This is a genomic window from Rhodobium gokarnense (assembly GCF_025961475.1).
In the GTDB taxonomy this organism is placed as follows: Bacteria; Pseudomonadota; Alphaproteobacteria; order Rhizobiales; family Rhodobiaceae; genus Rhodobium; species Rhodobium gokarnense.
In genome coordinates this window covers 173,300-188,688 of sequence record NZ_JAOQNS010000009.1, presented here as the reverse complement: position 1 = coordinate 188,688, position 15,389 = coordinate 173,300, and the positions used below count along the sequence as shown (strand labels likewise).

The window sequence follows — 15,389 nt, the reverse complement described above, 5'->3', positions numbered from 1 at the left end:
ACGTGATAGTTTTCAGACTCAAAGGTCATTGGTGCGAATGAGTCGACCCACGCGCACTACGTGCTTGCCGACCTCCCATTCACATATTGAGAATCGTCAATTCCTGACCCACGTCAGGGTCGTTTGCGCGTTCCCTCTCTAGCATTTCTCCTTGTGGAATCGGTTCTTTGCACGCCGCTGGTCATATGCAGGCGCATGAACAGGTCCATCCGGCATGGAGGGAAACAAGTGATACGCAAACTTGCGCTTCTGGGTGTCTTGACGGCGATGATGGCGGGGCCCGCCCTTGCCGCCGACGAGAAACCGGCTGAAAAGCCGAAATTCGAGACGGTCTCGACCGAACTCGCCAAGGAAAAGGGCTGCCTGTCCTGCCATGAGGGCATCGAGAGGTTCTCCGAGGGCGACATGATGGAGACCATCGAGGCGACCGGCGTCGACTATGGCGATCCGGGCGGCTGCGTCGTCTGCCATGGCGGCGACCCGGCGGCGACCACCAAGAAAGCCGCCCACACCGGCGCCCCGGCCGAGCTCACGGAAGCCGGCGGCCCGCACATGTTCTATCCCGATCCGGGGGCGCTGTGGGGTGCCTCGGAGCGCGCCTGCGGCCAGTGCCACGGCGATTATTCGGAGCGCCTCTCCAAGGCCCTGATGAACACCGAGGCCGGCAAGCTGCAGGGCAACCTGTGGTCCTGGTCTGTGCAGAAGGACCACAAGGTGGTCTGGGCCAACTACAACCTGAAGGACGAGGACGGATCGACCCCCGCGGTCGGCACCGACGTCTACAAGGCGTATATGACCAAGTTCGCCACCGACCACCCGGACCAGATGCCGAGCGCGGTCGAGCAGGTGCCGGATGTCGACGTCGACGCCATCTCCAAGCATCCGGAAATGGCCGGCATCACCTATTCGCGCCAGCAGTGCCAGCGCTGCCATGTGGGCGTTACCGGCCGCGAGAAGCGCGGCGATTTCCGCGGCTCCGGCTGCTCGTCCTGCCACGTGCCCTATTCCAACGAGGGTTTTTACGAGGGCAAGGATCCGACAATCGCCAAGGACCAGCCGGGCAAGCTTTTGATCCACAAGATGCAGGCGACCCGCAAGACCAAGGTCAAGCACGCCGATGTGGAATATTCCGGCATCCCGTCGGAAAGCTGCAACTCGTGCCACAACCGCGGCAAGCGCATCGGCGTCAGCTACCAGGGCATCATGGAGTTCCCCTACGGCTCTCCCTATGACGCCAAGGGCGGCAAGCAGCCGAAGCTGCACACCAAGAACTACCTGTTCATCAAGGACGACCTGCACCACCAGATCGAAAGCCGGCCGGGCAACCCGAAGGGTGGGCTCCTGTGCCAGGACTGCCATACCTCGATCGACATGCATGGCGACGGCAATTTGCCGGGCACGACCCTCGCCCAGGTCGAGATCGAGTGCGAGGACTGCCACGGCACGGTGTCGAAATATCCCTGGGAGCTGCCCGTCGGCTATGGCGAGGAGCATAACAAGGATGTCGGCGACACGGGTCGCGGCCTGACCGAAGACCTGCCGGACTTCATGTACAACGCCACGGTCTACGAGCCGGAGGACGGCTATCTCCTGACCGCCCGCGGCAACCCGTTCGGCAACGTCGTCAAGAGCGGCAAGAAGGTGATCCTGCACTCCGCGTCGGGCCTCGACTTCGAGATCCCGGTGCTGAAACAGATCGCCACCGACAACACCTGGAAAAACCTGAAGGCCCAGGTCGCCATGATGAATGTCGGCAAGCACATGGAATCGATGGAATGCTATGCCTGCCACGCGGACTGGGCGCCCCAGTGCTATGGCTGCCATATCACCGTCGACTACTCCGAGGGCAAGACCGACGTCGACTGGATCCACAACGCCAATTCGCGTGAGGAAAACGGCCTGACCGAGGACAACAAGCTCGGCACCAACGGCCTGAAGTCGGCCGGCAAGGTCTCCGAGACGCGCTCCTACCTGCGCTGGGAAGAGCCGATCCTCGGCATCAACGGCGAAGGCCGCGTCAGCCCGCTGATGCCCGGCTGCCAAGTCATCACCACGGTGATCGACAAGGACGGCAACACGGTGGCCAACAACGAGATCTGGATGACGCCGGATGCCGGCGGCACCAAGGGTCTCGACCACGCCGCCGTGCAGCCGCACACCGCCGGACGCCAGGCCCGCGACTGCGAGAGCTGCCACAACAACCCGAAGACACTGGGGTATGGCATCCAGGACGGTCGCTACCTGAAGGGCTACGACAAGGGCTTCACCGTCGACCTGGAAACGGCGCTGGGCGAGATCATCCCGGCCAAGACCCAGGTGCAGTCGCAGCCGATCCCGAAGCTCGACCACGACCTGTCGCAGATCGTGACGCGCGAGGGCAAGCAACTGGTGACGATCGGCTCGCATTGGCCACTGACCGGCCCGCTGCCGCAGGAGATGCGCAACAAGATGGAGCGCACCGGCCTGTGCATGGGCTGCCACCAGAATATGACCAATGAGGAACTGTGGTCGAAGGTCAACTCGCCGACCTTCGTCAACAACGACCAGCATCAAGCGGTCATGAACGCGGCGTTGCAGGCCTATGCCGAAAAGAAGGCTGCCGACGAGGAGGCAGGCGCCAAGTAGGACGGCCCTCGCCGCACCGCAGCCGGGGCATCCTGCCCACCCCCCTGGGTCAGGATGCCCCGGCGCCTAACAGTCCGGTGTCCCGCATGCGGCGCGCAAGAACCCCGCCGCCGGGGCGACAACCGAGGAAGGGAGGAAATCCCGATGGTCCCCATTCGAACCCTGATCCTGGCCGCTGCCGCCAGCACGGTCCTCGCCGGCACGGCCTTGGCCGAGGACGACGGCAAGGCCGGCCTGCCCTATTCGGCCGGCGGCCTCCTGGCGCCCTGCATGGAAGCCGACAACGACGCCCGCTGGGGCAGCTATGCCGAAACCGAGTGCGAACAGTACATCTCAGGCTTCGTCGACGCCCTGCAACTGGCCGGCATGACCGGCCGGGGCCACGACATCTGCCTGCCGGAATTGAACCTGCCCGACGAGATCCGCTGGGCCTTCATGCGCTATGTCAACGAGGATTACGATCGCCGCCATCTGCCGGCCGGTGCCGTCCTGCTCGACACGCTGAAGGCCAAATTCGCCTGTTCGGCGCAAGAGGCCAGCACCGGACAATAGCGGGCTCGGACAGGGCAGGAAGCGAGACCGCCGCATGCGGCGTGTGGCGGACACTAATACGGGTCGCCCTCATGGGGCGGCCCGCTTTTTTTCATCGCGCCCCGTTATTGCATCGCGGCAATCGCGTTCAGCCGCTGCATCTGGTCGTCGCTCAAGGTCAGCCCGGCGGCGGCGATGTTCTCGCGCAGATGCGCGCGCCTGGAGGTGCCGGGAATGAGCAGGATGTTGGGGCTGCGCCGCAGCAGCCAGGCAAGCGCCACGGTCTGCGGCGCCTCGCCGATCTCCCGGGCGACCTCGTTGAGCTCGTCGGTCTGCAGGGGCGAAAAGCCGCCGAGCGGGAAGAACGGGACATAGGCGATGCCGTCCCGCGCCAGCGCCTCGATGAGCGCGTCATCCGAGCGGAAGACGAGATTGTACTGGTTCTGGACGCAGACGATGTCGCAAATGCTGCGGCCCTCACGGATTTGCGTTTCGGTCACGTTGCTGAGCCCGATGTGGCGGACGAGGCCCTTTTCCTGCAAACCCGCCAGAACCGTGAGCGGTTCGGCGATCGATCCTTCGGCCGGCGCGTGGATGCCGAACATGATCCTCAGATTGACCACGTCGAGGGCGTCGAGCCCGAGGTTGCGCAGGTTATCCTCCACCGCGCGCTCGATCTCCGACGCCCCGAAGGCCGGCAGCCAGGCACCGTCGTCGCCGCGCCGTGCCCCGATCTTGGTGACGATGACGAGGTTGTCCGGATAGGGATGAAGCGTCTCGCGGATCAGCCGGTTGGTCACGTGCGGTCCGTAGAAGTCGCTGGTGTCGATATGGTCGACGCCGAGATCGACAGCCTCGCGCAGCACGGCGCGCGCCTCGTCGGGATCCCGGGGGTCGCCGAAGACCTGGGGACCGGCAAGCTGCATGGCGCCATAGCCCATGCGGTTGACGGTGATGTCGGTGCCGGCAAGGGTAAAGCGTCCGGCGGAGGCTGCGGAGGTGTGTTCGGTCATGGGGGCTCCTTTTGTCTCCCCCCAAAGATGTTTGTTCGCTCTGCCATTGATAACCGATCTGTTGCCGAATAATTTGTTCGCCATGGCGAACAATAGCCCCTTTCCCCCGATGGACGACCTCGCCGTCTTCCTGGCCGTGCGCCGTGCCGGCGGCTTTCGCGTCGCGGCGCGATGGCTGCACCTGTCGCCGTCGACGGTGAGCGAGACGGTGTCGCGGCTGGAGGCGGGCCTCGGCGTGCCGCTGTTCACGCGCACCACCCGGAGCGTCCAGCTCACCGAGGCCGGACGGGCCCTCGCCGAGCGCATCGAACCGGTGATGTCGGAAGCGCGTGCGGCGCTGGACGAGGCGGCAAGCTCGAAGGGCCAGGTGCGCGGCCGCATCAAGTTGAACGTTCCGGGCGCAGTGATGGTCGACATCCTGCCGCCGCTGCTCGACGGCTTCCTGGCCCGCCATCCCGATGTCCAGGCCGAGATCATGGTCGACGACCGCCTCGTCGACATCACCGCGGTCGGCTGCGACGCCGGCATTCGCTACGACGAGCACCTGGCCCAGGATATGATCGCGGTGCCGATTGGCCCGCGGACCCAGTGGGCCGCGCTGGCCGCCGCGCCCGGCTATCTGGAACGGCGGGGCACGCCCCGGCACCCGCGCGACCTGATGGACCACGACTGCATCCGCGCCCGCTTTGCCAGCGGCGCGCTTTCGGAGTGGGAGTTCGAGCGCGACGGCGAGGTTCTGATCGTCGATCCGCCGGCGCGGATCGTCATGGCGTCGGGCGGCGCAGCGGCGATGATCGACCTCGCCATCGCCGGGCACGGCATGGTGCATACATTCCGCAACTGGCTGGAGCCGCACATGCAAAGCGGCGCGCTCGTTCCCGTCCTCGCCGACTGGTGGCAGGAGTTCGACGGGCCGAAGCTCTATTTTTCCAGCCGCTTCATGCCGACGGTATTGCGCGCGTTCATCGACTTCATCGCTGAAAAGCGCGGCCAGGCGTAGCGGCCGGCGCGGCCGGCAAGCCGGGCTGTTCGCCCCGCCCTGCGGCGGTCAGGACGCCCGGGCGTCGGCCTCGGCGCCGGAGAGCCGGACCATCGCCAGCGCGCCGAGAACACCGAGGGCCGAGGTGGCGATGACGGATTCGTGCCAGCCGACAAAGAGGCCCTTGCCGTGCGTCCCGGCGATCAGGATGGAAATCAGCGCAATGCCGATCGCCGATCCGAGATAGCGCGCCGTGTTGTTGGCGGCCGAGCCCATGGCGGATCGCTCTTCCGGCACGGTCTCGACGGCGGCATGGCCGAGCGAGGCGTTGAGGATGCCGTTGGAGACGCCGGCAACGAAGAGCCCCGGCAGCACCACCCACCAGCCCGATCCACGATCGGCGAGGATGAGCAGGAGCTGGCCCGCCGCACAGCCGAGAATGCTGACGACGGCAAGCGTGCGGGCCGACAGCGTGTCGGGCAGATAGCGCGCGCCGAGCGCGGAAAAGATCGTCACGGCGGACCACGCCAGAAGCACGAAAGCGGCAATGAGCGGGGCGACCCCGTAGCCGCGCTCCAGAAGGGTCGGCACCATCGACATCAGCGCCAGCACGCCGGCGCCGGAGGCAAAGGCGGCAATGGTCGCGCCGGTGAAGTCGGCCCGCCGGAAGAGGTCGAGCCGCAGGATCGGATTGGCGACGCGGCGCTCCACCCTGAGGAAGAGCCCGATGAGAATGCCTCCGGCGGCAATGAGGCCGATGACCGGAACGGTGAGGCCGAAACGCACCTCGATCAGCGCCGCCAAAAGGGCGCCGAGGCCGGTCACCAGAAGGACGCTGCCGGCGATGTCGACGCGCTCGTCCGCCCGCGGGCTTTCCGGCAACATCGACACGGCCCGGACGGCGAGCGCAGCGCAGATCGCGGCGAGCAGCCAGTGGATGGCCTGCCAGCCGGCAAAATTCATCGTCAGGGAGGCAAGGATCGGACCGACGGCAACGCCGGCGCCAATCGAAGCGGCCCAGACGCCGGCTGCATGCCGCCGCGCTTCGCCGCTATAGACCTGGCCGAGGAGGCCGAGGCCGCAGGCCATCACGCCGGCCGTGCCGAGACCCTGGGCGATCCGTGCGGCGATGAGGAACACCGCTTCCGGCGCAAGGGCCGCGACCACCGAGGCGACGGCCGTCAGCCAGATGCCGCCTATGAAGGTGCGCCTGCGGCCGAGCGTGTCGCCGAGGGCGCCGGCGGTGAGCAGCCCCGCCGCGGCGCCGAGCGGCGTGCCGCTCATCACCCAGGCCTGCAGTCCGGACGACATGCCGAAGGTCGCCGTCATCGCCTCCAGCGTCGTCAGCGGGGCGGTAAAGACGACGAGCGCCAAGAGCGTGGCCAGCGCCACCACCACCAGAGGCCCGTTCGAGGGTCGGTCGTTGCCGGAAGAATTCATGTCTCGGTCCTTGCTGGGGAAACGCCGCACCGGTCAGGCGCGCTTGACGCTGTGGCGCAGCCAGACGGTGCCGTCGTCGAGGTCTTTCACCGAAATGAGATCGAGGTGCAGCGCCCTGGCGTCGTCGTGGTTGTCGTAGATCGCCGGGACGTCGCTCTTGCCGTCGATCACCGGCAGGATCAGCGTGCTGGTCTCGTCGATGAGGTCCGCCGCAAGGAAGGCGCCGTTGAGCTGTCCGCCGCCTTCCAGGAGCAGGCGCCGGGCGCCGAAGGCCTCCGCGATCCGCGGCAGGACGCCGGCGATGTCGTCGCCGTCGGGTCCGGCGAAAAACACCGAGACGCCGCGCGCGGCAAGATCGTCCGCGTGCTCTTTGGAGACCCGTTCCGACAGCACCAGGACCAGGTGGTCACCGTCGACCTCGCCGGTTTCGGGGCGCAGGCGCCCCTGGCGGTCGAAGCAGATGCCGATATCGCGGCCCGCAGCGTCGGCGACGACGTCGGCGCGCGGCTGCGCCTCGGGCACCGTGGAACACGGTCCGGTGGCAAGGTAGTGCTCCATGGTCTTGCGGCCGACGATCCAGCCGTCGGCGCCGAACCGGTCGGCGACGCTGTCGTAGAGGCTCGAAAGGCTCTCCTGGCAGACCGGCCAGCGGTCCGGCAGCAGCCGTCCGTCCAGCGACGTGACCATGTGGCAGATGATTTCCGGTCTCGGCATGTGGGTGCTCGTTGGTTCGATGGGTTGCTCGCGCCGCCGCCAAGGACGGTGCGATAGGCGTGACATAGAGCGGCAACCGGGCAAGCGGAATGGGGTCACGGCCGCTGGCACTGATGAGGTCATCTCATGAATGCACGGCGCCGGCGGGACCTATTGATGAGCAAAGCTCATCTCCGGCTTCGCCAATCACCCGATAATCCTTGCGGGCGTCCGCGGGTAGTCTTGGGGCCCGATCCCGAGGAGACCACCATGACTGCCAGAAAAGCCCTCATCGTCCTTGGCGGCGTCGTCTTTGCCATGCCGGTTCTTGCCCAGATGCACAATGACGAGGTCGCGCTGCCGGACGGCTACCGTGACGCCGTCCACTACACGACCTTCGTGCGCGGCGGCATCACCGAGGAGATCTACACCTCCCAGGAGGCCGTTGACGCGGCGCGGGCCGGAGCGCCGTTTCCGGACGGCACGGTGATCACCATGGACGATTTCCGCGGCGGCAAGCTGACCCGCATCCTCGTCATGGAGAAGCGGGCCGAATGGGCCGACCGGTCGGCGTCAGGCAGTTGGATGTACCGGGAGTTCGCGCCCGACGGGACGCCGAATGCCGCTGAGGACGGCAAGCGCTGCGAATCGTGCCATGCCTCGGAGGCGGCCAACGATTACGTCTTCACCCGCGACCGGATGATGGACTGAGCGCCGGGCGGCGTGCGCCCGGCGTCTCAAGGCCAAGGTCAGCCGTTGTAGTCTTCGTCGCTGACCTTTTCCATCCAGGTGACGGGGCTGCCGTCGATGCTTTCCTGGATGGCGATGTGGCTCATCGCGGTCTCCGGGGCCGCGCCGTGCCAGTGCTTTTCCTCGGCCGGGAACCAGACGACGTCGCCCTGGCGGATTTCCTCCACCGGGCCGCCCTCACGCTGGACGCGGCCGCGCCCGAAGGTGACGATCAGCGTCTGGCCCGCCGGATGGGTGTGCCATGCGGTGCGGGCGCCGGGCTCGAAGGTCACCAGCGCGCAGCTCGTGCGGCCGGGCTCCTCAGCGGCGAACAGCGGATCGATCCGCGCCGTCCCGGAGAAATAATCGTCCGGGCCGGGGTTGGAAGGGTTGCTTCCTGATCTGACAATTTTCATTTTTTCTCCTTTCCTGCGCACCTATGTGCGCAGCTTGTCAAAACGATAGGTCAGGGCCGGACCGCCCGGCTGACCATAGGCGAGTTCGGCCGTCACCATGGCGAAGGGTTCGACGAAGCGGGCCGTGCGGAGGCCGCCGGCCTCCAGTGGTTCGAAGCCGATGTCGAGGACGAGTTCGCCGGCGATCTTCTTGGCACCGGCATCGTCGCCATAGACCAGCAGGTGCGGCCGCGGCTCCTCGGCCTTGCGGGCAAAGACGCCGGCAAAGCTCTCCGACGGGCTGGTGTTGAAGCACGAAACCCAGCGCGCCTTCGGGCGCTTGCGGGCCAGTTGCTCGGCGCCGGAGGTGGTCATGCCGACGACGATGTCGGTGTTGCTGTCGTCGAGCGGGACGCAGCAATTGAGGACGACCGTTCCGGCAAGGTCGCCGGCCTGGTGCAGCACGTCGTCGATGCGCGACCAGTGGACGGCGAGAAGCAGCGCGTCGGCGTCCGCGACGGCCTCGGCAACGGTGCCGTGGGCAGCGTCGCAGTCGCGCGCCAGCCGCTCCAGCTTTGCCGGGCTGCGGGAATAGGCAAAGGTCACATCGTGGCCGCAGGCGGCCCAGAGCCGGCCCAGCTTGGCGCCCATCAGGCCCGATCCGAGAATGCCGATCTTCATCTGTCTTACCTGTGCCGATGTCCGTGGGGGTATCTATGGGAGTGCCGGCCGGCGGGAATGGGTTTCCGCCGGCCGGTGCGCGTTATTCGGCGCGCGAGGCGAAGACTTCCTTGGCGACCGGAAGGGCGGAGAAGACCTTCGGCCAGCCGGCATAGAAGGCAAGGTGCGAGAGCATGGCGCCGGCCTCTTCCTTGCTGAGGCCGTTGTCCATCGCCCGGTTGAGGTGGAAGGTCATCTGCTCCGGCTGGCCGGCGGCGATCAGCGCGGCGACGGTGACGAGGCTGCGGTCGCGCGGCTCGAGCCCCGGGCGCAGCCAGAGGTCGAGGAACAGGAGCTGCTGGGTGTTGTCGACAATGCCCTTGCTGACGTCGCCATAGGTGCTGGAGACGAAGTCCTGGCGCTTGGCCTCGGCCTCCTCGTCGAGCGGCAGAAGGTCCGGCTCCACCGCCGGCAGGTCTTCCGCTTTGACGCCGCGCTCCTCAAAGACGGGGGCGACGGCCGTGGCCGCAGCGGTGGCGTTGCCCCAGCCGGTGTAGAAGGCAAGGTGGGTGATGGTCTCGGAAATCTCCGCAGGGGTGACGCCGGCATCGAGCGCGAGCGCCGCATGGGCGCCGAGCGCCTCGGTCTCGTGCCGGGTCATCAGGGCGGCGAAGGTGACGAGGGCGCGGTCGCGCGCCGACAGCGTGTCCTTCTGCCAGACGGTGCCGAACAGGGCGTTGTTGGAATAGGCCTCGAGCGCGGGGGCGACGCGGCCGACCTCGCCGGGCAGGGTGCGGCCGAGGTCCTCGGCAAAGGCGCCGGAACTCATCAGCATGAGGACCGAGGCGGCGAGATGCGTTTTCATCGGGGTCTCCTTGGTGCGGAACGGTGACCCGATTCATTTGGGGTGCCGAGGCGCCGGGCTTAATGCGCCGATCTCCCAAAGCACTCATGAGGCTGGCTCATGAAAGACGGCGACTGCCGCGAGAGACCGCGTGGCCTGCCCTATCCCCGCTCCCTCAGCGCGCCGAGCACGACCTCGAAGGCGGAGGACGGCCGCAGCCGGCTCGGATAGTAGAGATGGAAGCCGGGGAAGTAGGGCGAATATTTGTCGAGGCAGATCTGCAGGCGCCCGGCCGCAAGGTCGGCGGCGGCGAGGCGTTCGGGCACCAGGGCGAGGCCGTGCCCGTCGAGGGCGGCGCGCAGCACCGGATTGATCGTGTTGAAGCAGGTCTGGCCCTTGACCTTGACGCGGATCTCCTGGCCCTTCTCGTCCTCGAACTCCCAGGCATAAAGGGCGCCGTGGGTGGACAGGCGCAGATTGATGCATCGATGATTATCGAGTTCCTGCGGCGTCCGGGGCACGCCCCTGTCGGCGAAATAGTCCGGGGCGCCGACGCAGATCATGCGTTCCTCCGGCCCGATGCGCACGGAGATCATGCCGTCGCTGACCTGCTCGCCGTAGCGCACACCCGCATCGCACTGCGAGGTGGCAAGGTCGGTGAAGCCGTAGTCCATGACCATTTCGACGTTCACGGACGGGTATTCCTTCAGGACCGGCGACAGCTTCGGCCAGAGCAGGGTCTCGATGGCATATTCGGTGGCGGCGATGCGGACCGTTCCGGCGGGCTCGGCGCGGCGGTCGTTCAATGCCTGAAGCCGCGCCTCGATCTTCTCGAAGCACGGATTGATCGTGGCGAGAAGGTCCTCGCCCTCCAGCGTCGGGGCGACGGAGCGCGTGGTGCGGGTCAGGAGCCTCAGGCCGATGCGCTCCTCCAGGCCCTTGATGGTGTGGCTGAGCGCCGACTGCGACACGTTCAGCCGCGCGGCGGCGCGGGTGAAGCTGCGCTCCTCGGCGACGGTCGCCAGCGCGATCAGGTCGTTGATGTTCTCTTTGAGCATGAGGGAAGCCTTGATCTGGGTGTCGGGGATCATCTTCGGCTTCCCTCAAGATATATGCGCAGGACTCATAGGTCCACTTCATTATGCGGCAACGGGACGTGCCCGCCGGCCGACGCCGGCGCTACTCGGCGTATTCGGCGTCGGTGACGAGATCGCCCCAGACGACGTTCTTGCCGTCCTTGAACTGCTGGACGGCAATATGGGAAACGGCGGTCTTGTCGGTGGCGCCGTGCCAGTGCTCGACGCCGGGCGGGCACCAGACGACGTCGCCGGCCTGCATGACCTGGCGTTCCTGGCCGCGCTCCTGGACCCAGCCGGTGCCGGAGGTGACGACCAGCATCTGACCGGCCGGATGGGTGTGCCAGGCCGAGCGGGCGCCCGGCAGGAAGGTCACCTTGCCGGCATTGACGACGAACGGGTCGGTGTTGGGGAACACCGGCTCGATATAGGCCGTGCCGGAGAACTTGTCGGCGGGGCCGACGAAGCCTTCGCGGTCGCCGGCGCGGGTGACTTCCATGGACTGGGCCATCACCGGCGGGGCGACGAGGGCGGCGGGTGCGATCAGGCTGAGCCCGAGGGCTGCTGCAAGGATGCGGGTCATGACGGTGTGTCTCCTTAGGTCGTCGATCGGCCTGGAGGCCTCCGGCAGCGGGTCATTCCGTGCCATCGGACTTAGCTGGGCCTGAAGCGGCGGGATTTAATGCGGCGCTGACGGGAAGCGGTCATGAAGACGATTCATCAGTCGCGAGCGCTGTTTCGCCGGTTCATTGATGAGCATGGCTCATGAGCGAAAGGCACGCGCAGGGGCTAATCCCGTGCGCGGCCTGGCTTACATTCCATGGTGACAGGCACAGACAGGCGAAGGGGTTGCGGAAATGCTCTTGCAGTGGAGACAAACCGTCCGGGCGGGCCTTGCGGTCGCCGTTCTCTTTTCCGGCCTTGCCCTTGGCCCGGCCGCCCATTCGCAAACAACGAAAGAAACCGGCATGACGAAGATCACCGTCATCGTTGGCGATGACACGCTCACCGCGACCCTCGACGACACCGCCGCGGGGCGCGATTTTGCGAAGCTCCTGCCCCTCGACCTCACCCTGAGGGATTTTCACGGCAACGAGAAGATCGCCGACCTGCCGCGGGCTCTCGACACCACCGGCGCGCCCGCAAGCTATGCCGGCAAGACCGGCGACATCACGTTCTATGCCCCCTGGGGCAACATCGCGATCTTCTACAAGCCCTTCCAGGCGGCGAGCGGCCTTGTTCGGCTCGGAAGCTTCGACGGGCCGATCGACGCGCTCGTCAAGAACAAGCCGTTCCAGGCCCGTTTCGAGCTCGCCGACTGACGGACGACGTGGCGGCGCAAACGAGAAAAACAAGGAGCAAAAAGTGACACAGGGGAAAATCAGGGTCGGGATCATCGGCCTCAAGCCCGGTTCGAGCTGGGCCGGCGTCGCCCATGTCCCGTCGCTGCAGGCGCTGGCCGACGACTTCGTCATTGCCGGCGTCGCCAACAGCACTCTCGACAGCAGCAAGGCCGCTGCCGCGGCGATCGGCATCCCGAATGCCTTCGCCAGCGCCGATGACCTCATCGCGTCGCCGGAAATCGATGCCGTCACCGTGACGATCACGGTGCCGCAACACCTTGCCGTGGTGAAGGCGGCGCTCGAGGCCGGAAAGCACGTCTATTGCGAGGCACCGCTCGGCAACGGGCTGGAAGAGGCCGAAGAGATGGCCGCGCTTGCCCGCGACAAGGGCCTCGTCGCCGTCGTCGGCCTGCAGGCCCGCGTCGCGCCGGAGGTCTTCCATCTGCGCAAGCTTCTGGACGATGGCTATGTGGGCCGCGTGCTCTCCTCCAGCCTCTCCGGCTGGGGCGGCAACTGGGGCCAGACGACGAGCAACGTCGCCCGTCTCGGCTACCTGCTCGATGCCGCCAACGGCGCCACCATGCTGACCATCCCGCTCGGCCACACGCTGGCTGCGCTGCGCGACGTGCTCGGCGACGTCACTGAGGTCTCCGCGCTCCTCGACACCCGCGTGTCCGAGGTCCGTTCCGAGGACGACGGCAGCATGCTGGCCATGACCGCGCCGGACCAGATCCTCGTCACCGCGCGGATGGAAAGCGGCACGCCGCTGGCGATCCATTACCAGGGCGGCATGCCGAACGGCACCGAGGGCTTCGTCTGGGATATCCACGGCACGGAAGGCGACATCCGCATCACGGCGCCCTTCGGCCACGGCCAGATGGCAAAGCTTTCGCTCGCCGGAGCCAAGACCGGGGCCGGGGCGCTCTCACCGATCGAGGTGCCGGACGCCTGCGCCGAAGGCCTCACGGCCGATCCCGTGCCGGGCAACGTCGCCCGCAACTACGCCCGGATGGCCCGGGACATCCGCACCGGCAGCCACAGCGCCTCGACCTTCGAGGACGGCGTCGGCATCCAGCGGCTGATCGATGCCATCGAAGAATCCTCCCGGTCGGGCGCGCGCGTCACGCTAACGCCGTCGAACCGGGCCCTTCCGCTGCCCGAATGAGCGCGGCGGACATCAGAAACACAGGAGACACCCATGACAGACAACATCACCGGAAAAGTCATCGTCATCACCGGCGCGTCCAGCGGCATGGGCGAGGCGACCGCCCGTGACCTCGCCGCCAAGGGCGCAAAGGTTGCGCTCGGCGCCCGCCGCGCCGACCGGCTCGATGCGCTCGTCAAAGAGATCAAGGACGCCGGCGGCGAGGCCGTTGCCGTCGCCACCGACGTCACCAAGCTGGACCAGGTGCAGAAGCTGGTCGACACCGCCAGGGAGACCTTCGGCCGGGTCGACGTCATCTTCAACAATGCCGGCCTAATGCCGCTGTCGCCTCTGGAGAGCCTGAAGATCGACGAGTGGGACCAGATGATCGACGTCAACATGAAGGGCACGCTCTACGGCATCGCCGCCGTGCTGCCGATCTTCAAGGAGCAGAAGTCCGGCCAGGTCATCAACGTCTCGTCGGTCTATGGCCACAAGACAGTGGCGACCGGCGCGGTCTATTGCGCGACCAAGCATGCGGTGCGCTCGCTGTCCGAAGGCCTGCGCCAGGAAGTGAAGCCCTACAATGTGCGCGTGACGGTGATCTCGCCGGGCGCGGTCGACACCGAACTGACCCAGCACATCTCCGAGCAGGAGCTCGGCGACACCGTGCGCGACCTCGTCAAGAAGATCGCCGTGCCGGCAACGACCATGGCCGACATGGTCGCCTTCGCCATCTCCCAGCCGGAGAATGTGGACGTCAGCGAGATCCTGTTCCGCCCGACCGTCCAGCCCGAATAGGAGGCAGACCGGTCTTTGGTCGCCTCCTCCCACGGCCAAAAGACCTGAAGACCACAGCCTCGCAGCCGCCGGAGCCATTGTGCTTCGGCGGTTGTTGGCATGTGGGCAATGCCTGCCTCGTCATGTCCGGCGCGCAGACGTGCCGTGTGTGGATCGGCGCACGACGTCGATGGTGACAATGACCTTGCCTGCGTTACGGCATCAGGCCGTAACCGGTCCCGCCGTTCAGGCCGCTTCCATGACGCAGAGCTTGCAGGAGTAGTTCTCCTTGTCGTGATAGGGCGCGTCGGTGATGGCGCAGGCGCGGATGTGCTCTGCCGCCTTCATGGCCTCGATCTGTTTTGCGTAGGCGTCCTTGTCCCAGACATTTTCGTGCACCGTGACGACAACCGGGGCGCCGGGCTTGGCGACCCGCGCCAGTTCGGCGAGGGCGTCCGGGCGCACATGGCCGCTGGTGAAGACGCCGACGCTGATGACGCCGTCGAAGCTGTTGTCGGCGATCTCCAGCGGGCGCGTCAGGTCGGCCTCGTTGAGGGTGCTGTAGACGTCCTTTTTTGCGGCCGCTTCCAGCATGTCGGCGCTGAGGTCGATGCCGTGCAGGTCGGCGTCGGTGCGCTTGGCAAGCTCCTGGCCGACGAGGCCGGTGCCGCAGCCCGCATCGAGCACCCGGTCGCTGCCCGAAAGGGACTTCGACAGCACCTCGGCGGCGATCGCCGGCGCCACATAGCCCATGCCCTCCAGGGTGTCGCGATCGTAATCGTCGGCCCAGTCGGCATAAAGGCGCCGGATCTCCTCCGGATCGCCGGAGAGTTCATAGGCGCGCTTCAAGAGCGGATTGTTCGGCTCCATGACAAGTTTCCCTCTAGTGGTCTGATTGCGACAAGAACTAGTCAGAAATCGACGAAGATGCAAACCGGCCGGCAACTGCGCCGCCGCATCGGGGCAGATTTCGGGTGGAAAGAGGCTGCCCGCGGGCCGGCGCCGGGGCGAGGATTCGCGTCAGGCGCTGGAAAACTGATCCGATGGCGCCGTTCTCGCGTAATCAGGGGAGAGTAAAAGGCTCGAAGGCCCCTTTGGAGCGCATCCTCCGGTTTCCCTCCCGCCGGGGTGGCAATC

At 66.6% G+C, this 15,389-nt stretch carries 16 protein-coding genes; 7 read left to right on the top strand and 9 right to left on the bottom strand.

Going from position 1 to position 15,389, the window contains the following annotated elements; translation table 11 throughout:
• The first annotated feature begins 228 nt into the window (after positions 1–228).
• Together M2319_RS16215 and M2319_RS16210 are read left to right on the top strand one after the other, a co-directional pair.
• The gene (locus M2319_RS16215; protein ID WP_264602501.1) at positions 229–2,625 is read left to right on the top strand and encodes a hypothetical protein; all 2,397 of its coding nucleotides are present in this window, start codon (positions 229–231) and stop codon (positions 2,623–2,625) included.
• Positions 2,626–2,769: 144 nt separating this feature from the next.
• Positions 2,770–3,177 (top strand): Rap1a/Tai family immunity protein, encoded by a 408-nt coding sequence (locus M2319_RS16210; RefSeq protein ID WP_264602500.1) that lies wholly within the window; start codon positions 2,770–2,772, stop codon positions 3,175–3,177.
• 104 nt (positions 3,178–3,281) lie between these two features.
• On the opposite strand, the gene M2319_RS16205 is transcribed toward M2319_RS16210, so the two are convergent.
• Positions 3,282–4,169, bottom strand: coding sequence for an aldo/keto reductase family oxidoreductase (locus M2319_RS16205; protein ID WP_264602499.1), 888 nt, complete (start codon positions 4,167–4,169; stop codon positions 3,282–3,284).
• Between the two features lie 82 nt (positions 4,170–4,251).
• On the opposite strand from M2319_RS16205, the gene M2319_RS16200 reads away from it, so the two are divergent.
• Complete coding sequence (locus tag M2319_RS16200; RefSeq protein WP_264602498.1) at positions 4,252–5,169, top strand: LysR family transcriptional regulator; 918 nt, start codon at positions 4,252–4,254, stop codon at positions 5,167–5,169.
• A gap of 48 nt (positions 5,170–5,217) precedes the next feature.
• Here the strand turns inward: M2319_RS16200 and M2319_RS16195 are convergent, their stop codons facing one another.
• Together M2319_RS16195 and M2319_RS16190 are read right to left on the bottom strand one after the other, a co-directional pair.
• Entirely contained in the window at positions 5,218–6,588 is a 1,371-nt protein-coding gene (locus M2319_RS16195; RefSeq protein ID WP_264602497.1) for an MFS transporter, read from the bottom strand.
• Positions 6,589–6,621: 33 nt separating this feature from the next.
• Positions 6,622–7,302, bottom strand: coding sequence for a dihydrofolate reductase family protein (locus M2319_RS16190; RefSeq protein ID WP_264602496.1), 681 nt, complete (start codon positions 7,300–7,302; stop codon positions 6,622–6,624).
• 249 nt (positions 7,303–7,551) lie between these two features.
• On the opposite strand from M2319_RS16190, the gene M2319_RS16185 reads away from it, so the two are divergent.
• The gene (locus tag M2319_RS16185; protein ID WP_264602495.1) at positions 7,552–7,992 is read left to right on the top strand and encodes a cytochrome P460 family protein; all 441 of its coding nucleotides are present in this window, start codon (positions 7,552–7,554) and stop codon (positions 7,990–7,992) included.
• 38 nt (positions 7,993–8,030) lie between these two features.
• On the opposite strand, the gene M2319_RS16180 is transcribed toward M2319_RS16185, so the two are convergent.
• The 5 genes from M2319_RS16180 to M2319_RS16160 form a co-directional block, all read right to left on the bottom strand.
• On the bottom strand, positions 8,031–8,426 hold the full coding sequence (locus M2319_RS16180; protein ID WP_264602494.1) for a (R)-mandelonitrile lyase: 396 nt from the start codon (positions 8,424–8,426) through the stop codon (positions 8,031–8,033).
• 21 nt (positions 8,427–8,447) lie between these two features.
• The gene (locus M2319_RS16175; RefSeq protein WP_406682176.1) at positions 8,448–9,119 is read right to left on the bottom strand and encodes an NADPH-dependent F420 reductase; all 672 of its coding nucleotides are present in this window, start codon (positions 9,117–9,119) and stop codon (positions 8,448–8,450) included.
• Positions 9,120–9,168: 49 nt separating this feature from the next.
• Entirely contained in the window at positions 9,169–9,930 is a 762-nt protein-coding gene (locus M2319_RS16170; RefSeq protein ID WP_264602492.1) for a carboxymuconolactone decarboxylase family protein, read from the bottom strand.
• A gap of 140 nt (positions 9,931–10,070) precedes the next feature.
• Positions 10,071–10,967 (bottom strand): LysR family transcriptional regulator, encoded by an 897-nt coding sequence (locus tag M2319_RS16165; protein ID WP_264602535.1) that lies wholly within the window; start codon positions 10,965–10,967, stop codon positions 10,071–10,073.
• A gap of 121 nt (positions 10,968–11,088) precedes the next feature.
• Positions 11,089–11,568 (bottom strand): (R)-mandelonitrile lyase, encoded by a 480-nt coding sequence (locus M2319_RS16160; protein WP_264602491.1) that lies wholly within the window; start codon positions 11,566–11,568, stop codon positions 11,089–11,091.
• A 385-nt stretch (positions 11,569–11,953) separates the two neighbouring features.
• Here M2319_RS16160 and M2319_RS16155 point away from each other — a divergent pair, with 385 nt between their 5' ends.
• The 3 genes from M2319_RS16155 to M2319_RS16145 are packed head-to-tail and all read left to right on the top strand — an operon-like array spanning position 11,954 to position 14,273.
• Entirely contained in the window at positions 11,954–12,307 is a 354-nt protein-coding gene (locus tag M2319_RS16155) for a cyclophilin-like fold protein (RefSeq protein WP_264602490.1), read from the top strand.
• A 43-nt stretch (positions 12,308–12,350) separates the two neighbouring features.
• Positions 12,351–13,493, top strand: coding sequence for a Gfo/Idh/MocA family protein (locus M2319_RS16150; RefSeq protein WP_264602489.1), 1,143 nt, complete (start codon positions 12,351–12,353; stop codon positions 13,491–13,493).
• A 33-nt stretch (positions 13,494–13,526) separates the two neighbouring features.
• Complete coding sequence (locus M2319_RS16145; RefSeq protein ID WP_264602488.1) at positions 13,527–14,273, top strand: SDR family oxidoreductase; 747 nt, start codon at positions 13,527–13,529, stop codon at positions 14,271–14,273.
• Positions 14,274–14,498: 225 nt separating this feature from the next.
• Here the strand turns inward: M2319_RS16145 and M2319_RS16140 are convergent, their stop codons facing one another.
• On the bottom strand, positions 14,499–15,122 hold the full coding sequence (locus tag M2319_RS16140) for a class I SAM-dependent DNA methyltransferase (RefSeq protein ID WP_264602487.1): 624 nt from the start codon (positions 15,120–15,122) through the stop codon (positions 14,499–14,501).
• Positions 15,123–15,389 lie beyond the last annotated feature (267 nt).